General features: G+C 38.5%; 17 protein-coding genes. 5 read left to right on the top strand and 12 right to left on the bottom strand.

Translation table 11 applies throughout. From position 1 onward, the window contains the following. Positions 1-51 precede the first annotated feature (51 nt). The 4 genes from ACZ449_RS28030 to ACZ449_RS28015 all read right to left on the bottom strand — a co-directional run bounded on the left by ACZ449_RS28030 (position 52) and on the right by ACZ449_RS28015 (position 5,630). Positions 52-1,290, bottom strand: coding sequence for an LL-diaminopimelate aminotransferase (locus ACZ449_RS28030; RefSeq protein ID WP_464259289.1), 1,239 nt, complete (start codon positions 1,288-1,290; stop codon positions 52-54). A gap of 109 nt (positions 1,291-1,399) precedes the next feature. Next, positions 1,400-1,864, bottom strand: a complete 465-nt coding sequence (locus ACZ449_RS28025) for a MarR family winged helix-turn-helix transcriptional regulator (protein ID WP_464259288.1) — start codon at positions 1,862-1,864, stop codon at positions 1,400-1,402. A gap of 188 nt (positions 1,865-2,052) precedes the next feature. Next, on the bottom strand, positions 2,053-4,062 hold the full coding sequence (locus ACZ449_RS28020; protein WP_464259287.1) for a methyl-accepting chemotaxis protein: 2,010 nt from the start codon (positions 4,060-4,062) through the stop codon (positions 2,053-2,055). 338 nt (positions 4,063-4,400) lie between these two features. Continuing rightward, positions 4,401-5,630, bottom strand: a complete 1,230-nt coding sequence (locus tag ACZ449_RS28015) for an MFS transporter (protein ID WP_464261954.1) — start codon at positions 5,628-5,630, stop codon at positions 4,401-4,403. Positions 5,631-5,896: 266 nt separating this feature from the next. Here ACZ449_RS28015 and ACZ449_RS28010 point away from each other — a divergent pair, with 266 nt between their 5' ends. Further along, complete coding sequence (locus ACZ449_RS28010) at positions 5,897-6,772, top strand: LysR family transcriptional regulator (protein ID WP_464259286.1); 876 nt, start codon at positions 5,897-5,899, stop codon at positions 6,770-6,772. Between the two features lie 402 nt (positions 6,773-7,174). Here the strand turns inward: ACZ449_RS28010 and ACZ449_RS28005 are convergent, their stop codons facing one another. Then, complete coding sequence (locus tag ACZ449_RS28005; protein WP_464259285.1) at positions 7,175-8,362, bottom strand: acyltransferase family protein; 1,188 nt, start codon at positions 8,360-8,362, stop codon at positions 7,175-7,177. Between the two features lie 28 nt (positions 8,363-8,390). Next, positions 8,391-9,305 (bottom strand): LysR family transcriptional regulator, encoded by a 915-nt coding sequence (locus tag ACZ449_RS28000; RefSeq protein ID WP_464259284.1) that lies wholly within the window; start codon positions 9,303-9,305, stop codon positions 8,391-8,393. 501 nt (positions 9,306-9,806) lie between these two features. On the opposite strand from ACZ449_RS28000, the gene ACZ449_RS27995 reads away from it, so the two are divergent. The 3 genes from ACZ449_RS27995 to ACZ449_RS27985 are packed head-to-tail and all read left to right on the top strand — an operon-like array spanning position 9,807 to position 11,221. Continuing rightward, positions 9,807-10,157: a hypothetical protein gene (locus ACZ449_RS27995; protein ID WP_464259283.1), complete on the top strand. Its 351-nt coding sequence runs from the start codon at positions 9,807-9,809 to the stop codon at positions 10,155-10,157. Positions 10,158-10,177: 20 nt separating this feature from the next. After that, the gene (locus ACZ449_RS27990; protein ID WP_464259282.1) at positions 10,178-11,002 is read left to right on the top strand and encodes a diguanylate cyclase domain-containing protein; all 825 of its coding nucleotides are present in this window, start codon (positions 10,178-10,180) and stop codon (positions 11,000-11,002) included. A gap of 24 nt (positions 11,003-11,026) precedes the next feature. Next, positions 11,027-11,221, top strand: coding sequence for a 4Fe-4S dicluster-binding protein (locus tag ACZ449_RS27985; protein ID WP_464259281.1), 195 nt, complete (start codon positions 11,027-11,029; stop codon positions 11,219-11,221). 125 nt (positions 11,222-11,346) lie between these two features. On the opposite strand, the gene ACZ449_RS27980 is transcribed toward ACZ449_RS27985, so the two are convergent. From ACZ449_RS27980 to ACZ449_RS27970, 3 genes are all read right to left on the bottom strand, one after another. Next, positions 11,347-12,054, bottom strand: coding sequence for a glutamine amidotransferase (locus ACZ449_RS27980; protein WP_464259280.1), 708 nt, complete (start codon positions 12,052-12,054; stop codon positions 11,347-11,349). Between the two features lie 167 nt (positions 12,055-12,221). Beyond that, positions 12,222-13,520: a phosphatidylserine decarboxylase gene (locus tag ACZ449_RS27975; RefSeq protein ID WP_464259279.1), complete on the bottom strand. Its 1,299-nt coding sequence runs from the start codon at positions 13,518-13,520 to the stop codon at positions 12,222-12,224. A gap of 162 nt (positions 13,521-13,682) precedes the next feature. Then, on the bottom strand, positions 13,683-15,401 hold the full coding sequence (locus ACZ449_RS27970) for a uracil-xanthine permease family protein (protein WP_464259278.1): 1,719 nt from the start codon (positions 15,399-15,401) through the stop codon (positions 13,683-13,685). Positions 15,402-15,672: 271 nt separating this feature from the next. Here ACZ449_RS27970 and ACZ449_RS27965 point away from each other — a divergent pair, with 271 nt between their 5' ends. Continuing rightward, positions 15,673-16,911 carry an SGNH/GDSL hydrolase family protein gene (locus ACZ449_RS27965; protein WP_464259277.1) on the top strand — a complete coding sequence of 413 codons (1,239 nt, stop codon included), beginning with the start codon at positions 15,673-15,675 and terminating at the stop codon, positions 16,909-16,911. A 135-nt stretch (positions 16,912-17,046) separates the two neighbouring features. Here ACZ449_RS27965 and ACZ449_RS27960 read toward each other — a convergent pair whose 3' ends face one another. The 3 genes from ACZ449_RS27960 to ACZ449_RS27950 all read right to left on the bottom strand — a co-directional run bounded on the left by ACZ449_RS27960 (position 17,047) and on the right by ACZ449_RS27950 (position 18,909). Further along, entirely contained in the window at positions 17,047-17,814 is a 768-nt protein-coding gene (locus ACZ449_RS27960) for a serine hydrolase (RefSeq protein WP_464259276.1), read from the bottom strand. Between the two features lie 256 nt (positions 17,815-18,070). Continuing rightward, positions 18,071-18,196 carry a hypothetical protein gene (locus tag ACZ449_RS27955; protein WP_464259275.1) on the bottom strand — a complete coding sequence of 42 codons (126 nt, stop codon included), beginning with the start codon at positions 18,194-18,196 and terminating at the stop codon, positions 18,071-18,073. 218 nt (positions 18,197-18,414) lie between these two features. After that, a complete protein-coding gene (locus ACZ449_RS27950) occupies positions 18,415-18,909 on the bottom strand; it encodes an acyl-CoA thioesterase (RefSeq protein ID WP_464259274.1) in 495 nt (164 codons plus the stop codon). Between the last annotated feature and the right edge of the window lie 138 nt (positions 18,910-19,047).

Below are 19,047 nucleotides of genomic sequence, written 5' to 3'. Positions count from 1 at the left end.
AACCCATATGCCTCCTAGCACTCTTGAGTTCGCTTCTATAGCATGCCAATATTAAAAAATGAAACCACTTTCATCTAAACGTCGCACTATTTCAGAAATGATCCTTTCTTCTTCCTCTTCATCCTTTGCCTCAAAGGTGACGGAAAGCCTAATGTATGCCCCGGCGTCATCCCATGGAACAGTCGAAATGAGTGTTTCTTTAAGTAAAAAATCCGAAAAATCTTCTGCTGACGTGAAGCACCTTCCACTTTTGGTGCTTTGAGGAATACCTACATATAAGTAAAATGATGCTTTAGGCTTGTTGACTGAGAATCCAATACGTTTTAATGCATTCACCAACATAGTATGGCGGCGGGAATATTTCAAAGCTGTTTTTTCCGTTATTTCAGGATGCTGCAAACAATAAACGCCAGCCTTTTGAATAGCTGCAAACTGGCCAGAATCATTATCATCTTTTACAGTTGCAAAGCCTTTCACTACTAATTCATTACCACACACAAATGCCAGACGCCACCCAGTCATGTTAAATGCTTTTGATAACGAGTGAATCTCTATCCCAACATCTTTAGCACCCTCAACTGACAAAAAGCTAAAAGGACGCTGTCCCTCGAAAGTAAGTGCCGCATAAGCAGCATCTGATACGACAATGATCTTGTTTTCCTTGGCAAACTGTACGACTTTTTCAAAAAACTTTTTAGTTGCAGTAGCTCCGGTTGGATTGTTAGGGTAGTTAATATACAACAATTTAGCTCTATGGCGCTGTTCTGAGGTCAAGGAGTCCAAATTAGGTAAAAAACCATTTTCAGCTAAGAGTGGTAATTCAACCACTTCTCCTCCTACAGCTTTTGTCATAGTCCCCATAACAGGATAACCAGGTACAGTCATAATAGTAATATCACCTGGATTAATAAAGGCCATCGGCAAAAGTGCCAAAATTGACTTCGAACCAATCCCGTGATTTACTTCATTAAGTGAATTAAGGCCATAAACTTGATAAACTTTCTCCATATAATGAACAGCAGCATCCTTAAATTCCTGTATACCATTATCGGTATATCCTCTATTATCTCGCAGCTTAGCTTGTTCGTATAAAATTTCTATAACTTCCTTCTCTGCCATCCAATCTGGTTCACCTACCCCAAGGTCAATTAATTTCACATTGGGATTGTTTTTACGCGCTTCTCTTTTAGCTCTTTTAATTTTTTCAAATTTATATAGAACTGCATCGTTCCCAAATTTATTCCCCCCAATTCGCTCAGCAAATAATTGCTGAATAAAAGTTTTAGTCATATAGACCCCTTCCTTTTTTCATATCTTTTATCTCACTTCATTACTGGCACTTCCTGCATGTAAAACACTTGTATTATACAAATATTTATCACAACAATAATCTTAGCCTTTAATATTTAGCTTTTTCTAAAGCATTTACAAGCAATTCTACTGCACTCATGACTTCGCGAACATGACCACGTGGTAAGTTTGATATAACGCCCATATAATAATTCACAATACTTTTCTGCAATTGTTGAGCAATTTCTTTACCTTTCTCTGTAAGAATAGCCTCCACAATCCTTTTATCATACACAGATCTTTTTCGAAAAATAAGCTCATCCCGAACTAAATTGTTCATGATTCTAGTAATAGTACTCATATCAAGGCGCATTTTTTCACTAATTTCATTTATAGAAAGCATTTGATGTTTATATATTTCCAGCAATATATAGCATTGAGAACTGGTAAAACCATGTATCTTAATTTGTTCCCTCTCCAAAATTTGAAAAGTTCGTACTGCTTTTTGTAGCAATATACCAATATCTTCTATACATTTATTGTATTTTTCTTCTTCATCAAATATATTTTTCACTCCCATCGCCCTATATATATTTGTATCATACAAATATATATTTGTCAATTATATCCAATATTTTTTCGGCCTTGCTCACCATTGAACTCACTTCTATATAACATGACACAATACTAATGGGGTACTCGCTTACGCAAGAAAAAGTTAGCGTCTGAAATAACGCTAACTCTATTGTTGAATCCAATAAGTCAGTTCAACTTGAACTTCTGAATAACCTCCAGCATTGCAACAGCGGTCTGATGATTCTGCGTGGACCCTTGTGCGACATTTTCGATAGCTTCTGCTATTTCGTGAGTTGACAAGCGCACCTGTTTTGACTCATCGACTGGATGAAGCAGATAATCTTCTAGATTTTTCATTAAACCCAGCACTGATTTGCAATCATTGCTAATTGAATTGCTAGCATCACTAATCTGTTGTATATCTGTCACATTGGTGTTCATTAAACTAATTACCCCAGAAAATGCGACATCTGCTTCTTTAATGGCAATACTCCCTTTTTCTGCTTCTTGTTTGCCAAGCTCAATGTCTTTAACAACAACAAATATATTATCCGTTATTTGGGCAACTACAGAGGCCACTTCTGTTACTTGGCTGGCTGTCTGTTCGGCCAGTTTCCGGACTTCTTCCGCCACTACGGAAAAGCCCTGTCCGGCTTCGCCTGCTCGGGCAGCCTCAATGGCGGCATTTAGGGCTAATAGATTTGTTTGTCCGGCAATAGCCTCGATCATCTTCGTAATTCCCTCAATGTTATTAGCAAAATCCCGCAATAACTGCAGTTGACTGCTAGCTCGATCAATAGTGATCTGAATGCTTTGCATTTGCCGTGCAAGACGTCCCATTGTTTCGGAACCCTGCTCTGCTGTTCTTTGCGTGACAAACGATTGCTCCCGTGCTGCTTCTGCTTTTTCTTGTGAACTCCGGACGACAGCATGCAAAGATTCCACTTCTTGGGTAGTTTGTCCCGCTATCTCCTGCGCCTTAAAAACATCCTTCGCCAACTGATCCATACATTCGCCAATACCGCTCGACGCACTGGCCACCTCCTGGATAGATGCCGCTATCTGCTGAGAGTTTGAGGATAGGGTTACGGCTGCTTCCTGAACTGTCCGAGCAATGTCAAATTCCCCTTCCACCATAGCATTGAACGATTTGGCAAGAACACCAAACTCATCCTTGCTTGTTACCAAACACCGCGCAGTCAAGTTACCTACCTGAACGTCAGCCATCAAAAGCCTCAATTGCCGGATTGGCAGCGTAATGTTGCGGTACATGCCAATAAAGCAATATAGGAACGCCAGGACACCTGCTGCAAAAGCGGTAAGTACGGCCGTTCTTCGTTCTGTATATTTATTAACCCGAGCCTGAATCAAACTCTGGAGTAGTTCGCTATGGGCCTCATGAAGTGCTAGTGTGACCTTTATCGACTCTTTAAGTTCCTTGAGTGGCAGTTGAACGGCGGCTCCCTTGGTCTCTGATGCTGCATACTTAGTTATCGCCTGCAACGATTGCTTAATTTGAGCCACAACCGCTTGGTCTTGCGGCTGCTGCTTTTCTTGTATTTGCTTGTTTTCACGATAGATTACTTCTAAACCAGTATTCTCTTCCTCCAGGGCTATTTCCACTTGTGTAATCAGCCTGATTAACTCGTCCCTGTCACTCGCATTCAGCTGCTCAGCAAAACGATTTTTTCCATTTTGGAGTTTGACATAAATACGATTCAAGTTAATAGCTATTGATGGAAGCTTGGTTACGACTGAATTCATTAGATAATAGCTGTCCAAATCCGGGTCGAGAATTAAATTTGAAGTATCTCCTACATACGCTATCAACTCGGCAACCGCTTTATCCTGGTTAGAGCCTACTCCTTTTTTTGTTAAATTCTCCTGCAATTCTTTCCATTTAATAGCTGTCTTTAATTCATCTTTATATATATTGTTAACTTGCTCCGCTTTTTGCATAAAAGGATTTATGTCCTCTTGAAGTAACACACTGCCCAATAAGGAATTCAGCGGCTTAATATAAAGAATGCCGCTCTTTTCTTTGGTATTAAAGTCTATCTGCTCTGTTATATTGGAGGAGGAAACATAGAGCACAACAGAAAGCGGAATGAACAGTATAAAGAAAATAAATATAAATTTGGATCGATAGTTCACCCCATTAAGCAGTTTAATGATCGGTTTAAATAAAACTTCCATAAGTATTCCCCTCTTCTTCAGACCAAAATGTGATCGTAACTACTCTATTCAAGCTTTTACAGTACTTGTTGAAATATGTTGGGCTAGGAAGACAATATTATTGTTGATTTACGTTTCCCATTAAAATTGCAAATAACAAAGACGCCTGGCTATTCCTTTTGAAGAAAAGAAATAGCTAAGCGCCTTTGCTTAGGTATTCTAGATAATATCGATCAGAGTAACCAATTTTTTGGGTTACTCCTATACTATACCACCATGTCAGGCTATAGAAGTTAAAGATTTGTTAAAGATTGGTCTGTTCCGGGCGTTAGTTCTTACTCCTAGTTTTGATGCCTAAATTAGTTATACATTTGTGCATTCCACTTACCTCTGAAGGCTACTAGATACATTATTACAGATAAAATAATTAAGATAGCTGAAGCACTATACATGTACTCAAATCCAAAAACCTGTGCTACAATTCCCCAAATAACGGCACCAAGTATCCCCCCCATATCCATCGCACAAAGAAATGTAGCATTAGCCGCTCCTCGTCTATCAACAGGTGCAAATGAAATAACTAACGCATTTAACGCGGGCTGAACCATACCATAACCAATACCGTAAATTGCAGCGGCAATAAGAAACATTGGCAATGATGCCGCCGCATATAATAACTGTAAGGCAATTCCTAGTAAAATCATACTAGGTGCCACCACTTTTGTGATTCCGTATCGGTCAGCTACCCTACCCATTGTTAATCTTGTAACCGCCATTGCTAACGCAATAATTATAAAGAATCCCCCGATATCTGCTACACCCCTATAACTTGCATAAGAAGGCAAAAAAATCATGATAGTGGAATAGGTCAAAACTACGATGAAGAACAGAAAAGATGGCCATAAAGCAGTTTTTTCTATAACCGTCATTTTTTTATTGTGTTGTAACTTTTCTGTTAATTTTTCATCACCTAATTTATTTTTGCCTGACTGTTCTTGGTGATTATAGTTATTTGAAAGACCAGCGGCAAACGCTAGTATGATAGAACACGCTGCAAGAGTAACAAGCAATGAAAAGTTATAATTCTCCAAAATGTATATTCCTAATCCGGGGCCAATAACCATTGCAAGCGATATGGAAAGACCAAAATAGCCCATCCCCTCAGTTCTGCGCGCATCGGGAATTAGATCAGAAGCTATAGTGTTTGTTGATGTCGTTGTTGTGCTCCAACCGATTCCATGTATAGCTCTCAGCATTAACAACATGATAACCGAGTAAGCTGCTGAAATAGTAAAAACAGTTACCAGCAGGATTACAATAAGTCCAGTAAGCATTATTGGCTTTCTTCCCTTTTGATCCAGTTGGTTACCTATTTGTAAACGAGATAGAAATGCAGTGAGAGAGTATATACCGATCATTAGTCCTGCCATTACCTTGTTCCCGCCTATACTTAGGGTATGTAATGGTAAAGTTGACATTAGCATAAAACTCCCAACATAGGTAAAAAAATTAACCAAAATTATTAAAATAAACGATTTCGTCCATAATTTTTCCTGAGCGGATACTTCCTTTTCCATTGATATTTCCATAATATCCAATTCATCTCCTTGTATTTTTTTTGCTCTGTATAAATCGCAAGAGTAATTCAATCTAATACTCCATACTGTTTTATATCCAGGTTTTTTCATTTATCGGCACGGTCACAGTATAAGTTCCCATATCATAGTATTTTGATAGGTATTATCAGAATTGAATATGTTATAATTCTAGCAGAGGTACCTAAATATGTATAATATTAATAACGTCTTTACTTTCATATGATAAAAGTATGACATAATAAAAGGAGTCTGGTTTTATGGATATCAAGAGACTACAGTACTTTCTAGCAGTCGCTGAAGAGGGGCAAATAACTAAGGCCGCCAAACGTCTACATATGGCTCAACCACCGCTCAGCCAGCAACTTAAACTGCTCGAAACCGAACTGGGAATTCAGTTAATAGAACGAAATGACCGCCGCAATATTAAATTGACCGACGCTGGACAGACATTACGTAACCGGGCAGAACAAATACTGACATTAGTAGACCAAACTGTAACTGAATTAAAAGATTCACCTAAAGGGTCGCAAACAACATTATCCGTTGGAATTTCCTCAACTTGGGATACTCCCTTTTTACCGGATCGAATCTGCAAATTTCACGAATGGTATCGAGAAATCAACTTTCAACTCTGCGGTAATGAATCAGATACAATCGAGGAGCTTTTGAACCATATAGGAGCGGAAATCGCCATAACACAATTTCCTTCTGATTTAAAAACATATGCTACCATGCGTTTGCCTGATGAACCATTTATTGCCGCTTTTAATCCTAACTCGGAAAATATTGTCCCAACAAACTATATACGCCTAGCGGAACTCACCGACAAACCTCTAATCATACATCGAAAACATGTAAAACTCGTGGAATATTATCATCAACTAGGTCTAGAACCAACTATTCGTTGCCGACATAGTGACATCCGCTCCATGCTGGCTTGGGCAAATACCGGGTTGGGTGTTGCTATCGTACCAAAATCCGCCATAAATCTTATACCTGTCAATACGCTTATCCTTAAGGAAATTATCGACCCGCCCATAAGAACCACGCCTATTGCTGTTGTTTGGATACGAAACCACGCTTTGTCATCCGCGGCACGTCATTTTATAGATCGGTTTGCCAAAATAATCTGAATGCATCAATTGCAATATTAATTTCGGACTATGTGAGAAGCCCTTAGCATCCGTATTTTTTCGCTGTCTTCACAACCATTTCGGCCTGCGAGATATTGCCTTCTGCCTTTATAAAAGCATCGGCCTTCTCATTTCAGATTTCGCAGCTCAATCCCTTCAGCTCATCGCTTTCGCCCTGCTACCTCCCTGTCCTACGCTTAATTCGACGCGCTACCGCGTCGAATCCAAAGACTCAATACTGGTTGCTGGTTAGGCTTTACCAGGCAGGATTCCCACCCGCTTGGAACTACGACCTTGCCCGGTCGCACTATAAATTCTGATACATCAAAAAATAACGCGAAGTCTGATTTTGACTTCGCGTTATTTGCGTTTTGAAGTGCTACTCCATATAGATTTCACGTTTTACCACTTTCTGGTCCCAAGAGGTTTCATTCCAAATAATATACGTAACCAATTATATCTCATTATAATAAAATAATAGATTGTAATGATCACAATAAATGATGTTGAACTAATCGCGATATATTTAAACCATGCATTACTATGCCATTGTATGATTTGAAAACCTATCAACAAAATAATCGTTTGGTGTAGCATATAAAACGGCATCACAGCTTCATTAATCCTACTTAACCATGTAGTTCGAAAATCCAGGGACGCTTTACCTGCCCCCAAGAAAAACATCAGCCAAGACCACGTTGTAATGGCCCACATCATATGAAAAAATATGCAACCTAACGAATAGTCTGGGTGATCCCACCAGCTCTTCAAATTATCCAAAAAAAGTGTAAATAAAACTAATAATACTATTAAAAATAACATACCAATACCTAATGAAATATATTTATGTCGTTCAACGCTCACAATAAACTTCTTGTCATAAAATAATACGTAACCAAAAATAAAAACCAAAAACCAAAATGTAAAATCTGCCCATGATAAATACTTCGGATAGATAGGCTGTAATAATATCTTAACACATGCAAGCGGTACCACAAAAAGATATATGCCCCCTATTTTTTCACATGCCGCTCCAAGAAGTTTCATAAGTCTCTCGCCGCTTTCGCTTCTCAGATAATGAATAATAGGTAAAGCAATTACCGAAAAAATAAATAAAAATGCCAAAAACCATAAATGAGTCCCAGGCTCTCCAAACCACACTGAGCTAAGGCCAAAATTTCCGATAAACAACTTATGTTCCGGATACCAGGGTAAAAAATCTAAAAATGTTCCGGAAAACTTGCCTTTGCTCAGACACTCTACATATCTCTGTGGCGGTATAAGAATAAAGATTCCAAATATATACGGAATAACAAGTCTCCAATATCTGTCTCGAATGTACTGATTTGTCGTTTTAACCTTTAATGCAAAATTAGTCCCTACACCAGCCAGCATAAAAAACAATGGCATTAGCCAGAAATTAACGAACATAACTACGATAGTAGGTTCTAAAAATGTCTCTTTATTTTTCAATTCCCAGTCCATAAGATCAAAGAATCTAGTATTATGAAAAAAGAATACACAAATTATTCCTAGTATCCTCAACCAATCAATATAATAGAATCGCTCTCGGTTAATGCCTTGCTTCATATGTCTCACAACCTCTATTGTAATACTATCACCGCCTGATTTTATTTGTGCTTTCCACGTCCCAATAAGAATTTCGCACCATACTCAAAAAAGCTTTTAGAGTAGGTGATATCCATTTATCCTTATGATACAATACCTGCACAGCATAATTGGGAATAGGTCCATCCCATCCGATAGCGTGTATTCGTCCTTCGTTTAATTCTTTCTCTACTGTAAAACGAGGTAACATGGATATTCCTAACCCGTGCATAATAAGTTGCTTTATTGTTTCAATACTACTGGCTTCGAGGATGGATTGTGGAGTAATCCTGAAATCTTCGAAGATTTTTTGTATCGTCAACCGGTAGCTGCACCCCGGTTCAGTGAGAATTACACATGCTTCAGCCAAGTCACACGGTCTAGCCTTTTCTTTTTGAGCCAGTGGATGGGTGGGGTCTGCTAAGAATAGCATTTCTTCACTAGAAATCTTATCAACTATAAGATCATTCTCCCAGACCTTGTTGTTAATGATCACGCCAATATCCATTTTATTTTTCCGAATATCGTCGCAAATTTCGTCACAGTTTACGAACTTCAGAATCATTTGTACTTTCGGATAAGCCTTTTGATACTCTTGCAGCAATGCCGGCAAACGGTAGGTACCTAAAGATTCATTTGTCCCAATCGTCAATGTGCCTTGAGGAATATCGGGATTTGCTACGATTTTTGCCACCTCAGAAGTAAGCTTGATTACTTGTTCAGCATAAGGCAGCAAGGATTTTCCCTGGTCAGTAAGGATCACCCTATGCCCTAACCGCTCAAATAATCTCACACTCATCTCATTTTCAAGAATCTGTATGTGATTTGTTATGGTGGATTGAGCATATCCCAACAGGTCTGCCGCCTGCACAAAGCTTCCAAGTTTTGCGATAGTGACAAATGTTCTTAGTTGACGAAGCTCCATAGTCATTCTCCAATTCATTTTTATCGAACGATATGTTTTAATTCTTCATTTTTATCATTATTACTTCTATGATAAGATAAATCACAAAAAAATTCCATATGAATATACTATTTCTTTCGTGGCCAAAAAGTCCTAAAAATCTAGGTCTAAATACCCAATTATCTCTTGCATTTTATTAAAATATATGTAAAAATATATAATATATTTTTACATAATGACAAAATGCTTCCAGTTGCCAAAGCTGTCTCAAAATAAACCTGCATAGATATATATTTTGAATATTACAATACTGCTTTCTAGGCTCCTGTTATAATAATTTATAGATCATGCACTCAGGCGTTGGCCTGCTTTTTTTATACATGAGGTTGAGTTTTACAGGGATCTCTCCCCTACTCGGGCAGGGTTATTATATCTACTACTATTAAAGGTACTGACATTAGATTTTCTGATTTAGTCAACACGAAAGTTAACTATGGTTTCAGTGAAAAGGGGGCAAACGTCATGAGCAATCCTACAGAAAGCAGTAAAAAAGTAGAAATAAACATGCGCTTATCCGAATTTGAAATTCCTCCTATGCAGGATGTACTAATCATCGGAAAGAAGGCACCCATCGGTCCGGAGGCAGCAAAAAGAATGGTAAATATTTTATCGCCCGATCAATATGAAATAAGAAAAACAGAGCACCCGACTATTGAAGCGATTGTCGTAAGAAAGTCCTTACTCAATATGTTGCCTCAAGATAAATTAGTATCGCTAGTTTTAGAAGAAGGAGAAAAAATTGCTAACGAAACGATGATATTAAAGGTACAACTTAATATTACTATCATTGTTAGCAAATCAATAGAAATATGATCCGATATGTATTTGACATAATGATAAAAGAATATTTTATAGTTAATGCACTTGACGGTCTGCGTTATATTCAAAGTCTTGTTGCCGAAAATCGATGCGATGGCTTCCCGGTAATGGAGGACGACCAAATTGTCGGGGTGTTAACATATAAGAATTTACTGCAAGCACATCCCAACAGGATTGCCGCAGATGCCATGTCAGATCATATTGTCTATATCGATGCTCATTCATCTATTTGGAAAGCCAAAGAAGTTTTTGATACTAGCAATACTGATCTGCTATTGGTTCTGGACAACAATCAACTTGTAGGCATCATTACTCAATCCCTCTTAGAGATTGAGTTGGGAAAGCACATTGACCTTTTAACAGAGCTTCCTAAAAGCGATTTTATCTATTATAACGCTACGCGATTAATCGAAAGTAATCAAGAAATGTCTCTTGCATTTTTTGATGTTAATAATTTTGGTCTTATCGATAAAGAACACGGTCATATTGCTGGAGACATCATATTAAAGGAACTAGGTACAATCCTAAAAACTAATATGCCAGAACAAACCTATATATCTAGATTTGGCGGCGATGAATTTTTAATGCTTACCCCGTATTATGTTGATAAATGCTATACTTTTTCCCAAAATCTATTAAGAATAATTTCCCGTTATACATTTCATAAAAATATATCTGTTACAGTATCAGCAGGCATCGTAGAAAGAAAAGAGACGCAAGAGATCTCGCAAAATATATTTCGTACAATTTCTAATCTGATTAATCTTGCCAGCTTGGCCTCTACAAAGGCAAAAAAAGAAAAATGCGAATTAAGTATTGCAACTAACAATACTACCTGAGAACTTCATGCAAAAAAACAAAAATTGCATGTTCTTGTAGCTACAGTCGCAGTACCGGAAAAATGCACAAATTGCGCCAAATGCCTTATCGTATGTTCCGAAAGCGGCAAAGCCGCCATACAATTCATAGACAAACGAATCACCGTCGACCGGGAACTCTGCGACGGGTGCTCATTGTGCACCCATGTTTGCCCGCACGGAGTGTTGGCTTTGATATGAGTCACCAGAGTAATAACAATGCCTTACAGTTCAGGTCATTATGAACTATAAGGCATTTAATTTTTCTTAAAATATGATGCCAATGTAATCATCCATAACCCTTATGTAACTTCGCTTGGGTTTTTTTATACAAGGCTGATAAACCGACGCAAAAGGCACTGCCCATAAGAATGATCTTTTATCGAATTTTTTAGTTTACCGATATCAAATTTCTCCCGGATAAGCGCCTGGCTTTCTTCCTCAACATAGGCCAACATTACTTCCGCATTAAATTCGGGATGGAACTGAACGCCCCAAATATTATCATGAATTACGAAGGCATGATGAGGTTCAAAAGCATTCTTCGCTAATAGACGGGCAGCGGGAGGTAGCTTTATAACCGTTTGGGCATGAAAAGCATGTCCTACGAATTTCTCTGGCAAACAGCTTAGTAATATATCTCGTTTACCTGCTTCACAAAGCTCAATATCAACAGTGCCTACTTCTCTACCACTAGGGTGGTAATTGACGATACCCTCCCAAGCATCCGCAATAATCTGGTGGCCATAGCATATGCCGAGGACCGGCACGGAGGCACCGCAAACATTCCTAAGCCAGTAGGCAAGATACCTGCTCCAGTCCTCCCTATCCGAAACCATAGCATGAGATCCAGTTATAATAACCGCTGAAACATCTTCCATTGGCGGAATTGTTTTTGTGATAAAGACCGGTACAGTAACCACGTCACTTGCCGCCATCCCGATTTGATTAATAATATAGTCTTCAAAATCACCATGTGTTTGACAAATTGATTCAAAGGTTGTGCCGGTCTTTATAATAAGCAGTTTTCTCATATAGAGCACCTCTACCTAAAAAAATAACCCAAAGGGTTTCCCCCTTGGGCTTCATTGCTATTTCCTATATTAAATATATCGTGACCATTTGTCAAATTGAAGGCTTTGGTACGAACATGGCACCACTGTCATATTCAAAGTGGAACCTCTTGCATATAGGTAGGTTACTATTTAGCCCCATGCATTATTCCGTACGCTTCTCCCATATAAATATGTTTATATGAATCAGCATTAAGTACGGGAGCTGTTAATTCAAAGCCTGCCTGTGGTTGGAAGAGCATTACAATGTCAGAGCCACCAAATAGGAAGTATCCGAGCGGATCACCTTTTTTGACTTTGGCGCCGACTTTAACGCTTTCTTCGAAGTTAACAGAGGAAATTTGCGACATGCCGATTGGCAAAACAGCAACTAAACCATATTTTCCCGTGTCGATAATAACACAGGAACGAGTTTCAATAGACTGCCAGCCAGGATTTTTAGCTTCTAATACATACTTATGAAGTTTTTCATTCCAGACAGTAATACCGCCTGCGGCATCATCAGAAAGGATCGTGCGAACTTCTTTGATTGTTCCGCTTACAGGGAAATGATAGCGGTGATAATCATTTACATCTAGGAAAGTATGTGTTAAAACACCGTTAGCGAATTTGTCGGCATAAGCGCTGTCCATACCAAGAACATCAGCTACAGAGTTAAAGTTAGCCGATTTCAACTGTACCCCTTTTTGCTGTCCAAAGCGAGAGTTTTTATCTATTTTCCATACACCCTGTGGTACGGAGTCTGCAGGAGAAACAACGACAGCTTCATTCGAAGTTTCAGCAATAGGACGAGCATTTGGCGAATTTAAATAGCGGGCGAAAAATTCATTAAATGTAGACCATTTTTTAGGGCTTTCATACCAGCCATTGTTCATACCAAATCTTTCATCAGCACAGGTTTTTTTATAATATTCTTCGTTCCAAGAATCCTTAGTACTTAAATATTCACCCCAGTGTTTAGTGAAGTTTATCATCCAAGAACGGTAAGGTTCTACGTATTGAAGTGAATTGTAGTAGTACCCCTTACCTTTGAGTCTATCTAATGGCTGGTCGATAAGAAAATAGAAGTAGTCTAAACTTTGATCAATGCTCTCGTATAATTTGGGATAGTGTTCCGCTGAAGGCAGGACGTTGAACGGCATAGCTGTTGTTGACCAATCAATGAAATCGTAATATTCTTCTAACGATTGAACTGGATTAGTTTGCCGGTCAGGATTAATCTGTTTGGCTTGTTCAATAGATTGGATAAGCATACGTTTGATGTCGGCATTGTGCTCTACAATTGTAATTAGTTCTTCGGTGTCGGGTGCATGCTTTTTGATGCTTTCTGCGGCAGCAACGTTGTTAACGTTAGAAAAAAGCGCAACATTGACCAATAGTAAAGCAATGATAAAACTAAAGATGATATTAGGACATTTCTTTAACATAAAGTGACCTCCTTTATTGGGAATATGAAATTTTAGGTTTTACTTCGACGTTGCATCTCACAATACCTGTAACTACTTCCATAACATTACAATCTTTTGGTCAAACTTCAACGTAGGCCTTAGTCAACAAATTGACTAAGGCCTACTTCAGTTACCATCAGATCAATGTTCAAAATGCAATTTCAAAATGCATTTCTCACCCAAAGTACAAGAATCGATTCTGTTTGAATACTTACGCATCAAAAACCCTGACAATCTTACAAGTGCATTGTCATCATGGAGCAGTTCATCCTCTGTTGGACGTTTCTCTGGAAATTCCATCAAAATTCCATTATATACAATTTTGACAGCTACATTATATTCATCAAAACTGACTTCTAGTCTTACCTGCCCTTCTCTAACCAACCCTGAACCAAGCGCTGTCTCGAAGAACTCGATAATTGCGGATGACGCCCGATGTACAACCTCACTTCGAGCTCCCCAAGCCGCTCCACTGGTTTCCATAAAATTTATCACTTTTTCTGTAGCATCTGTTCCTACTGTTAGTTCAATAGCACTTTTCTGTTTTATGCCGATACGAAATAGCAGATTCAAAAAAATAGCCGTAATTGAAACCACTGCAAGCGAGGATTTGAAGAAAGGCTGGAGCTCTACCGGAAATTGAGCATATATGTTAGGAAGCAGGTCTACACTCAATCCAAAAACCAATGATAAACCAACTACGAATATTTTCCGTTCATCGAGCATACGTGAAACAATTATTTGAAACCCTTCAATAACAAAGTATCCAAGATTTATTAGCAGCACCGCTCCCATAACGGGTGCAGGCATGATAGCCAGCAAAGCAGCAGCCTTCGGAAAAAAGGCCATCGCAATAAACACACCGCCTACAAGATAAGCCAAATAACGACTAGTAACCCCACTTACAATAGATAACCCCACACTGCCTGAACTACTATTCAGCCCCATACAGCCAATCATTCCACAAAATGATGTTCCCAATCCTTCAGCAAAGATGCCATTTCCAACATTTTTTATATCAATGCGTTTCCAATTTGCATTATTTGTCTTTTGGCATATTGCTAAATTACCCATTGTTTTCAGAGTGGAGCAAATGACTGCAACGAAAAATGGCAATACTAATCTTTCGTCAAAAGACCACTCCATACGGATGGAAGGAATAGCAATATATGGCGTAGCAACTAATTGTCCAATATCATTTAAATTTAAAATTCCAAATAAGTAAGATAGTACATACCCTATTACTATGCCGACAAGTATAGAGTATTGTCGCATAGAAGCCTTGCCCCATATGTTTAAAGAAACCATGATCCCTAAAGTTATAATTCCAACCAATATTGATGTATTATCTATTGTATTTTTCACATCATCAACGCCAAATATCGCTGAAACCCCGGGAGCAATACCGGCAATCCCTGTCATAGCAACCATTAATCCTGCTACCTCTGCAGGAAATAAAAACCGTATGCGTGGGATTATTTTGCTAAGCAGCATCTGAAAGAAACCAGCAATAGTGGTCATGCCAAATAATAATGGCAACCCACCTATCTGCACAGCCAAGGTGGACGCCTGAAAATACAAAAATCCAGTTTCCTCAGCACAAAAATATCCGGATCCTATCGCACCTTTATGTAAGACTTGCAAGAACGTCCCAAGTCCTATCCCAATCATCATTACACTTACAAAATTTTGGACTACCTCTCGCGACCCGCCCATCATACTTATGATCAAAACAGGTAGCACCAGATCCATTGACAATACCACTATTTGTTGGATAACAAGTGGAATTGCCACTCGCTTCGGGATTTTATCACGAAGGCCATAAGTTATATTTATCGGTTTTTTCTCATTATTATCCATTTTTTAGACTCCCTAGAACGTATCATCATAGTAGGAACGTCGCTTCATCAAAACCATCTTATGGAAAATCTATATAGCAATGACAACATTTTATCACAAATACTTTCCAAAAGCTGCAACTCTAATTGTTTATATGAAAAAAATAAAATACACTGCAAAATCCTGCGTGGAATTTCCATAATGAGATTTTGCTACCTAGGACAGGAAAATGAAGCTACTTTATAGAAGATATATTCAAAACCTATTTGAATATATCTGGAGGCGAACTATTTTGCAACTAAAAAAAATAACTGTTATTACAGCTATTTTTACCTTTCTGGCAATTTTTTCCCATGCACAGACAGGAAAAATTGAATGTTTATGGCCCAATGCTGAGGATGCTGTGATGTATGAGTTAGAAATTGCTACAGTCGCAGTGAATAAGGACATCCCTGCAATGCAAAAACAAGTAGTGTACACAACAACTAGCATTTATACGCCTGGTGTTCAATTACCACTTTCCCTATTCGAAGGACAAGATCTCAAAAAGCTCTATTTTCGGGCCCGACCGTTAGATTTAGATAAAAATCCGGTAGGTCCTTTTTCCAAGCCAAAAGTTCTCAGTGAGATGAGCCTGAACCCGTCCAAACCAACACCTACAGCCCTTTATGCTGACCGCCCGCTCCCCTTATACCCTGTATATTCTTGGATTCCGGTAGAAGGCGCTGCCAAATATGAAATTGAAATCACTGACCAACGGCCTGAATCGCCAAATGGAACAGAACCTTCAAAATATAGAATACGTTCCTATTCTCTCCAGCAGCAGGGATTTGATTTTTATGACCCAGAGCCTCTAATAAATGAGGGAATTTACTATTGGCGGGTTCTTGCCTACGATAAGGACAATCAACCAATCGGACTGTATTCAGATCCTGTTTTATTGCAAGTCAAAACTGGCAGTTATGACTGGGCGACCTTCGGCGACAGTATTACCCATGGCGGGGGGGCAATATCCAATCCCCCTTCTGATGGTCGGTTTGATTACTCAACCTATTTGCCATACGAAGTGAAAAACCTGGGTAAAAGTGGCGATACGGCGGAAACATTAGAAGAACGTTTTGACCAAGAAGTACTGCCGTTTAAACCTAAATACTTACTTATTATGGGAGGCAGTAACAGCCTCAGAGGCGGAACAAGTGCAAGTGATGTAATAGAATCATTATCCGCTATTAGTAAAAAATGCCAGGATAATAATATCAGACCCATTTTTTTGACCCTTCCGCCAATAAACCCGGAACGAATTGAACGGGTTTTTAACGAAACAACAGTTTCTAATTGGAAGACTGAATTGGCTAAGGTAAATGCGTTTATTAAAAAACAGCCTGATTATGTCGATATATATCCGTCGCTGGTTGGTGAGCAAGGATTATTGCCTGAAAAATACGCGCAAGACGGCCTACATTTAGATATATCAGGGAAGAAGATTATTGGACGTAAAGTGTCTGATTATATTAAGGAGCATTGTTTGTAACTTGTTAATCAGCCATTTCATAGATGCAAAAAACCGCTAATTGTCTATTGTGCTAACAATTAGCGGTTTTTGCTGTTGATTAGAGGTGATACGCAAGAATATTCCGGCTGTGTCCTTTATTACTATTAGGCATTGCTATCTCCGTAATGCATTGTAGAGTTTTGCTGATACATTTGCAATAAAGTCACTGGAATAGCCATGGTCACCTGTGCGGGTGTAAAAACTGATTAAAATTGGATCATGTCCGTCCTGAACGACACCCACATCACAAAGCACATCATCCAGTTCACCAACTTTATGAAATACCGGCACTTGCATATAGCGGGGAATTTCATCATGGAAGATTGTGTTGGCCAGGTCATCTTTTAATCGCCGCACATTTTTTTTATCAATATATTTTTCCTTGTATATGGACTCGAGAACCTTGGACATTTCATAAGGCGTTGTTACGCTATGATAACTGTATTTTTCAAACGCCTGTTCATCATGAATTTCCGTCTTACTTAACCGTAAATCCCGCTGGACGTTATCAAACCCGTCTTTTTTGGTTGCATCAAATTCATTCAGTAATGCATCAAATGTATTGTTATCACTTACTTTTATCATCAAATCAATGTCTTGATCATACTCATTCTGCTTGTAGGATGGCGCTTTGGGATAAAGATATTTATATGTAGCCAAAGCCACAATCAGCTTACTTGTAGAGGCGGTAGGAAAAATAGTATCCTGATTATATTTTATTGTTTTTTCCGTTTTTAAGTTTTTGGCGAACACGCCAACTTGTCCGTTAAACTGTTTTAAATCATTAGTTATTTCTTTTTCCAAAGCCGATGATGCACTAGCAGTTATGCCTGACAACGCAATAATAAGTGCAGCACATGTTGGGATAAGTTTTTTTAACATAGAATTCCTCTTTTCATCTGAATATAGTCTATTTTATCATAAAATTACGATACAGGTTATGAATTCCACCGTTCATTGTCCGTTTCAGAAAACAAAAAAACTTCAAGAGCTAAATACCCTTGAAGCCTACTATTCTTTTTGGTGCTCCCGTGAGGACTCGAACCACCGATACAACCTCACATCTTTATATTTTCACGCTACTCACTATATAGCAATCCCAAGCCTTAGAACCGGATATTTACAACTGCCTATTATGCTATTTCTGCTTATCCTTACGGTTAAATATTGTATTTTTTTCCGCCTGCTGGCTAGTAGCAAACTTAGAACTTTTAGTGGCTTTCTGGATATTTTTATAACTGGATTTAGGTGAACCTTTTCCCATATTATTGACCTCCCTCTATAAAATAATTCTACATGTAAGTAACAACGTATCCTCCAAGAAATGGAGGCTTCTTGGGACGTACCAAGCTGATATCATTATTATATCACTAGGAAGGCAGAAATTCATCCATACCCGCCTGTTTGCTATGTAAGCCTGCGGCGAGTTTCCTCTTCAGATAAATTTATCTTTCCAAATACTGTTTAACACCCTATAGTTTTTTAATTACCTACTAGCAATATCTGCGCTTCTTTCTTTTTGCTTTTATTCAATTCATGACGTTGTCGTCCTCCTTCAAATCTTATCTTTTCTTCTTCATTCTCTAACTGCAACGGGGATATACTTAGTGGCTTTCCTCCAACATTCAATGCGACCATTGTAAAATAGGCCGTTAGCGCACATTTACCTGGTGATTCGCTAAAAAGATTTTCAACTTCTACCGTAACTACAACTTCCATCGAAGATCGATTGACAAAGGTAAGAAAAGCATGACAAGTTACTAAGTTTCCAACATAGATAGGTTGATGAAAAATCAACTCATCTACTCTCGCAGTAACAACGTTTGTGCGCGCATGACGCTGTGCGACGACAAATGCAGCATTATCCATTAATTTCATGATTTCGCCCCCATGTACATTACCCGCGGGGTTAGCTTGGTCTGGCTGCATAACCACTGACATTATCAATGCAGAACTTGCAACAGTTTTACCCTCCATATACCCTCTCACCCTTTCCTTTAATATTCTGTGCATCTTACCGCAAAAGCAGCAGACAATATATTTACTATGCTAGTAAGATTAAAATAATGTCAATTTTTCCTGCTACTGCATACTCCACTTTAATGAATACGGGTC

The sequence above is a fragment of the Desulfosporomusa polytropa genome (assembly GCF_055380075.1).
This window is presented reverse-complemented; position numbering and strand designations above follow the sequence as displayed.

Excerpts from the sequence above, each read along its gene's own strand:
- ACZ449_RS28030 (WP_464259289.1), bottom strand. The coding sequence starts at position 1,290 with ATGACTAAAACTTTTATTCAGCAATTATTTGCTGAGCGAATTGGGGGG.
- ACZ449_RS28020 (WP_464259287.1), bottom strand. The coding sequence starts at position 4,062 with ATGGAAGTTTTATTTAAACCGATCATTAAACTGCTTAATGGGGTGAAC.
- ACZ449_RS28015 (WP_464261954.1), bottom strand. The coding sequence starts at position 5,630 with ATGGAAATATCAATGGAAAAGGAAGTATCCGCTCAGGAAAAATTATGG.
- ACZ449_RS28010 (WP_464259286.1), top strand. The coding sequence starts at position 5,897 with ATGGATATCAAGAGACTACAGTACTTTCTAGCAGTCGCTGAAGAGGGG.
- ACZ449_RS28005 (WP_464259285.1), bottom strand. The coding sequence starts at position 8,362 with ATGAAGCAAGGCATTAACCGAGAGCGATTCTATTATATTGATTGGTTG.
- ACZ449_RS28000 (WP_464259284.1), bottom strand. The coding sequence starts at position 9,305 with ATGGAGCTTCGTCAACTAAGAACATTTGTCACTATCGCAAAACTTGGA.
- ACZ449_RS27995 (WP_464259283.1), top strand. The coding sequence starts at position 9,807 with ATGAGCAATCCTACAGAAAGCAGTAAAAAAGTAGAAATAAACATGCGC.
- ACZ449_RS27990 (WP_464259282.1), top strand. The coding sequence starts at position 10,178 with ATGATAAAAGAATATTTTATAGTTAATGCACTTGACGGTCTGCGTTAT.
- ACZ449_RS27980 (WP_464259280.1), bottom strand. The coding sequence starts at position 12,054 with ATGAGAAAACTGCTTATTATAAAGACCGGCACAACCTTTGAATCAATT.
- ACZ449_RS27975 (WP_464259279.1), bottom strand. The coding sequence starts at position 13,520 with ATGTTAAAGAAATGTCCTAATATCATCTTTAGTTTTATCATTGCTTTA.
- ACZ449_RS27970 (WP_464259278.1), bottom strand. The coding sequence starts at position 15,401 with ATGGATAATAATGAGAAAAAACCGATAAATATAACTTATGGCCTTCGT.
- ACZ449_RS27960 (WP_464259276.1), bottom strand. The coding sequence starts at position 17,814 with ATGTTAAAAAAACTTATCCCAACATGTGCTGCACTTATTATTGCGTTG.
- ACZ449_RS27955 (WP_464259275.1), bottom strand. The coding sequence starts at position 18,196 with ATGGGAAAAGGTTCACCTAAATCCAGTTATAAAAATATCCAGAAAGCC.
- ACZ449_RS27950 (WP_464259274.1), bottom strand. The coding sequence starts at position 18,909 with ATGGAGGGTAAAACTGTTGCAAGTTCTGCATTGATAATGTCAGTGGTT.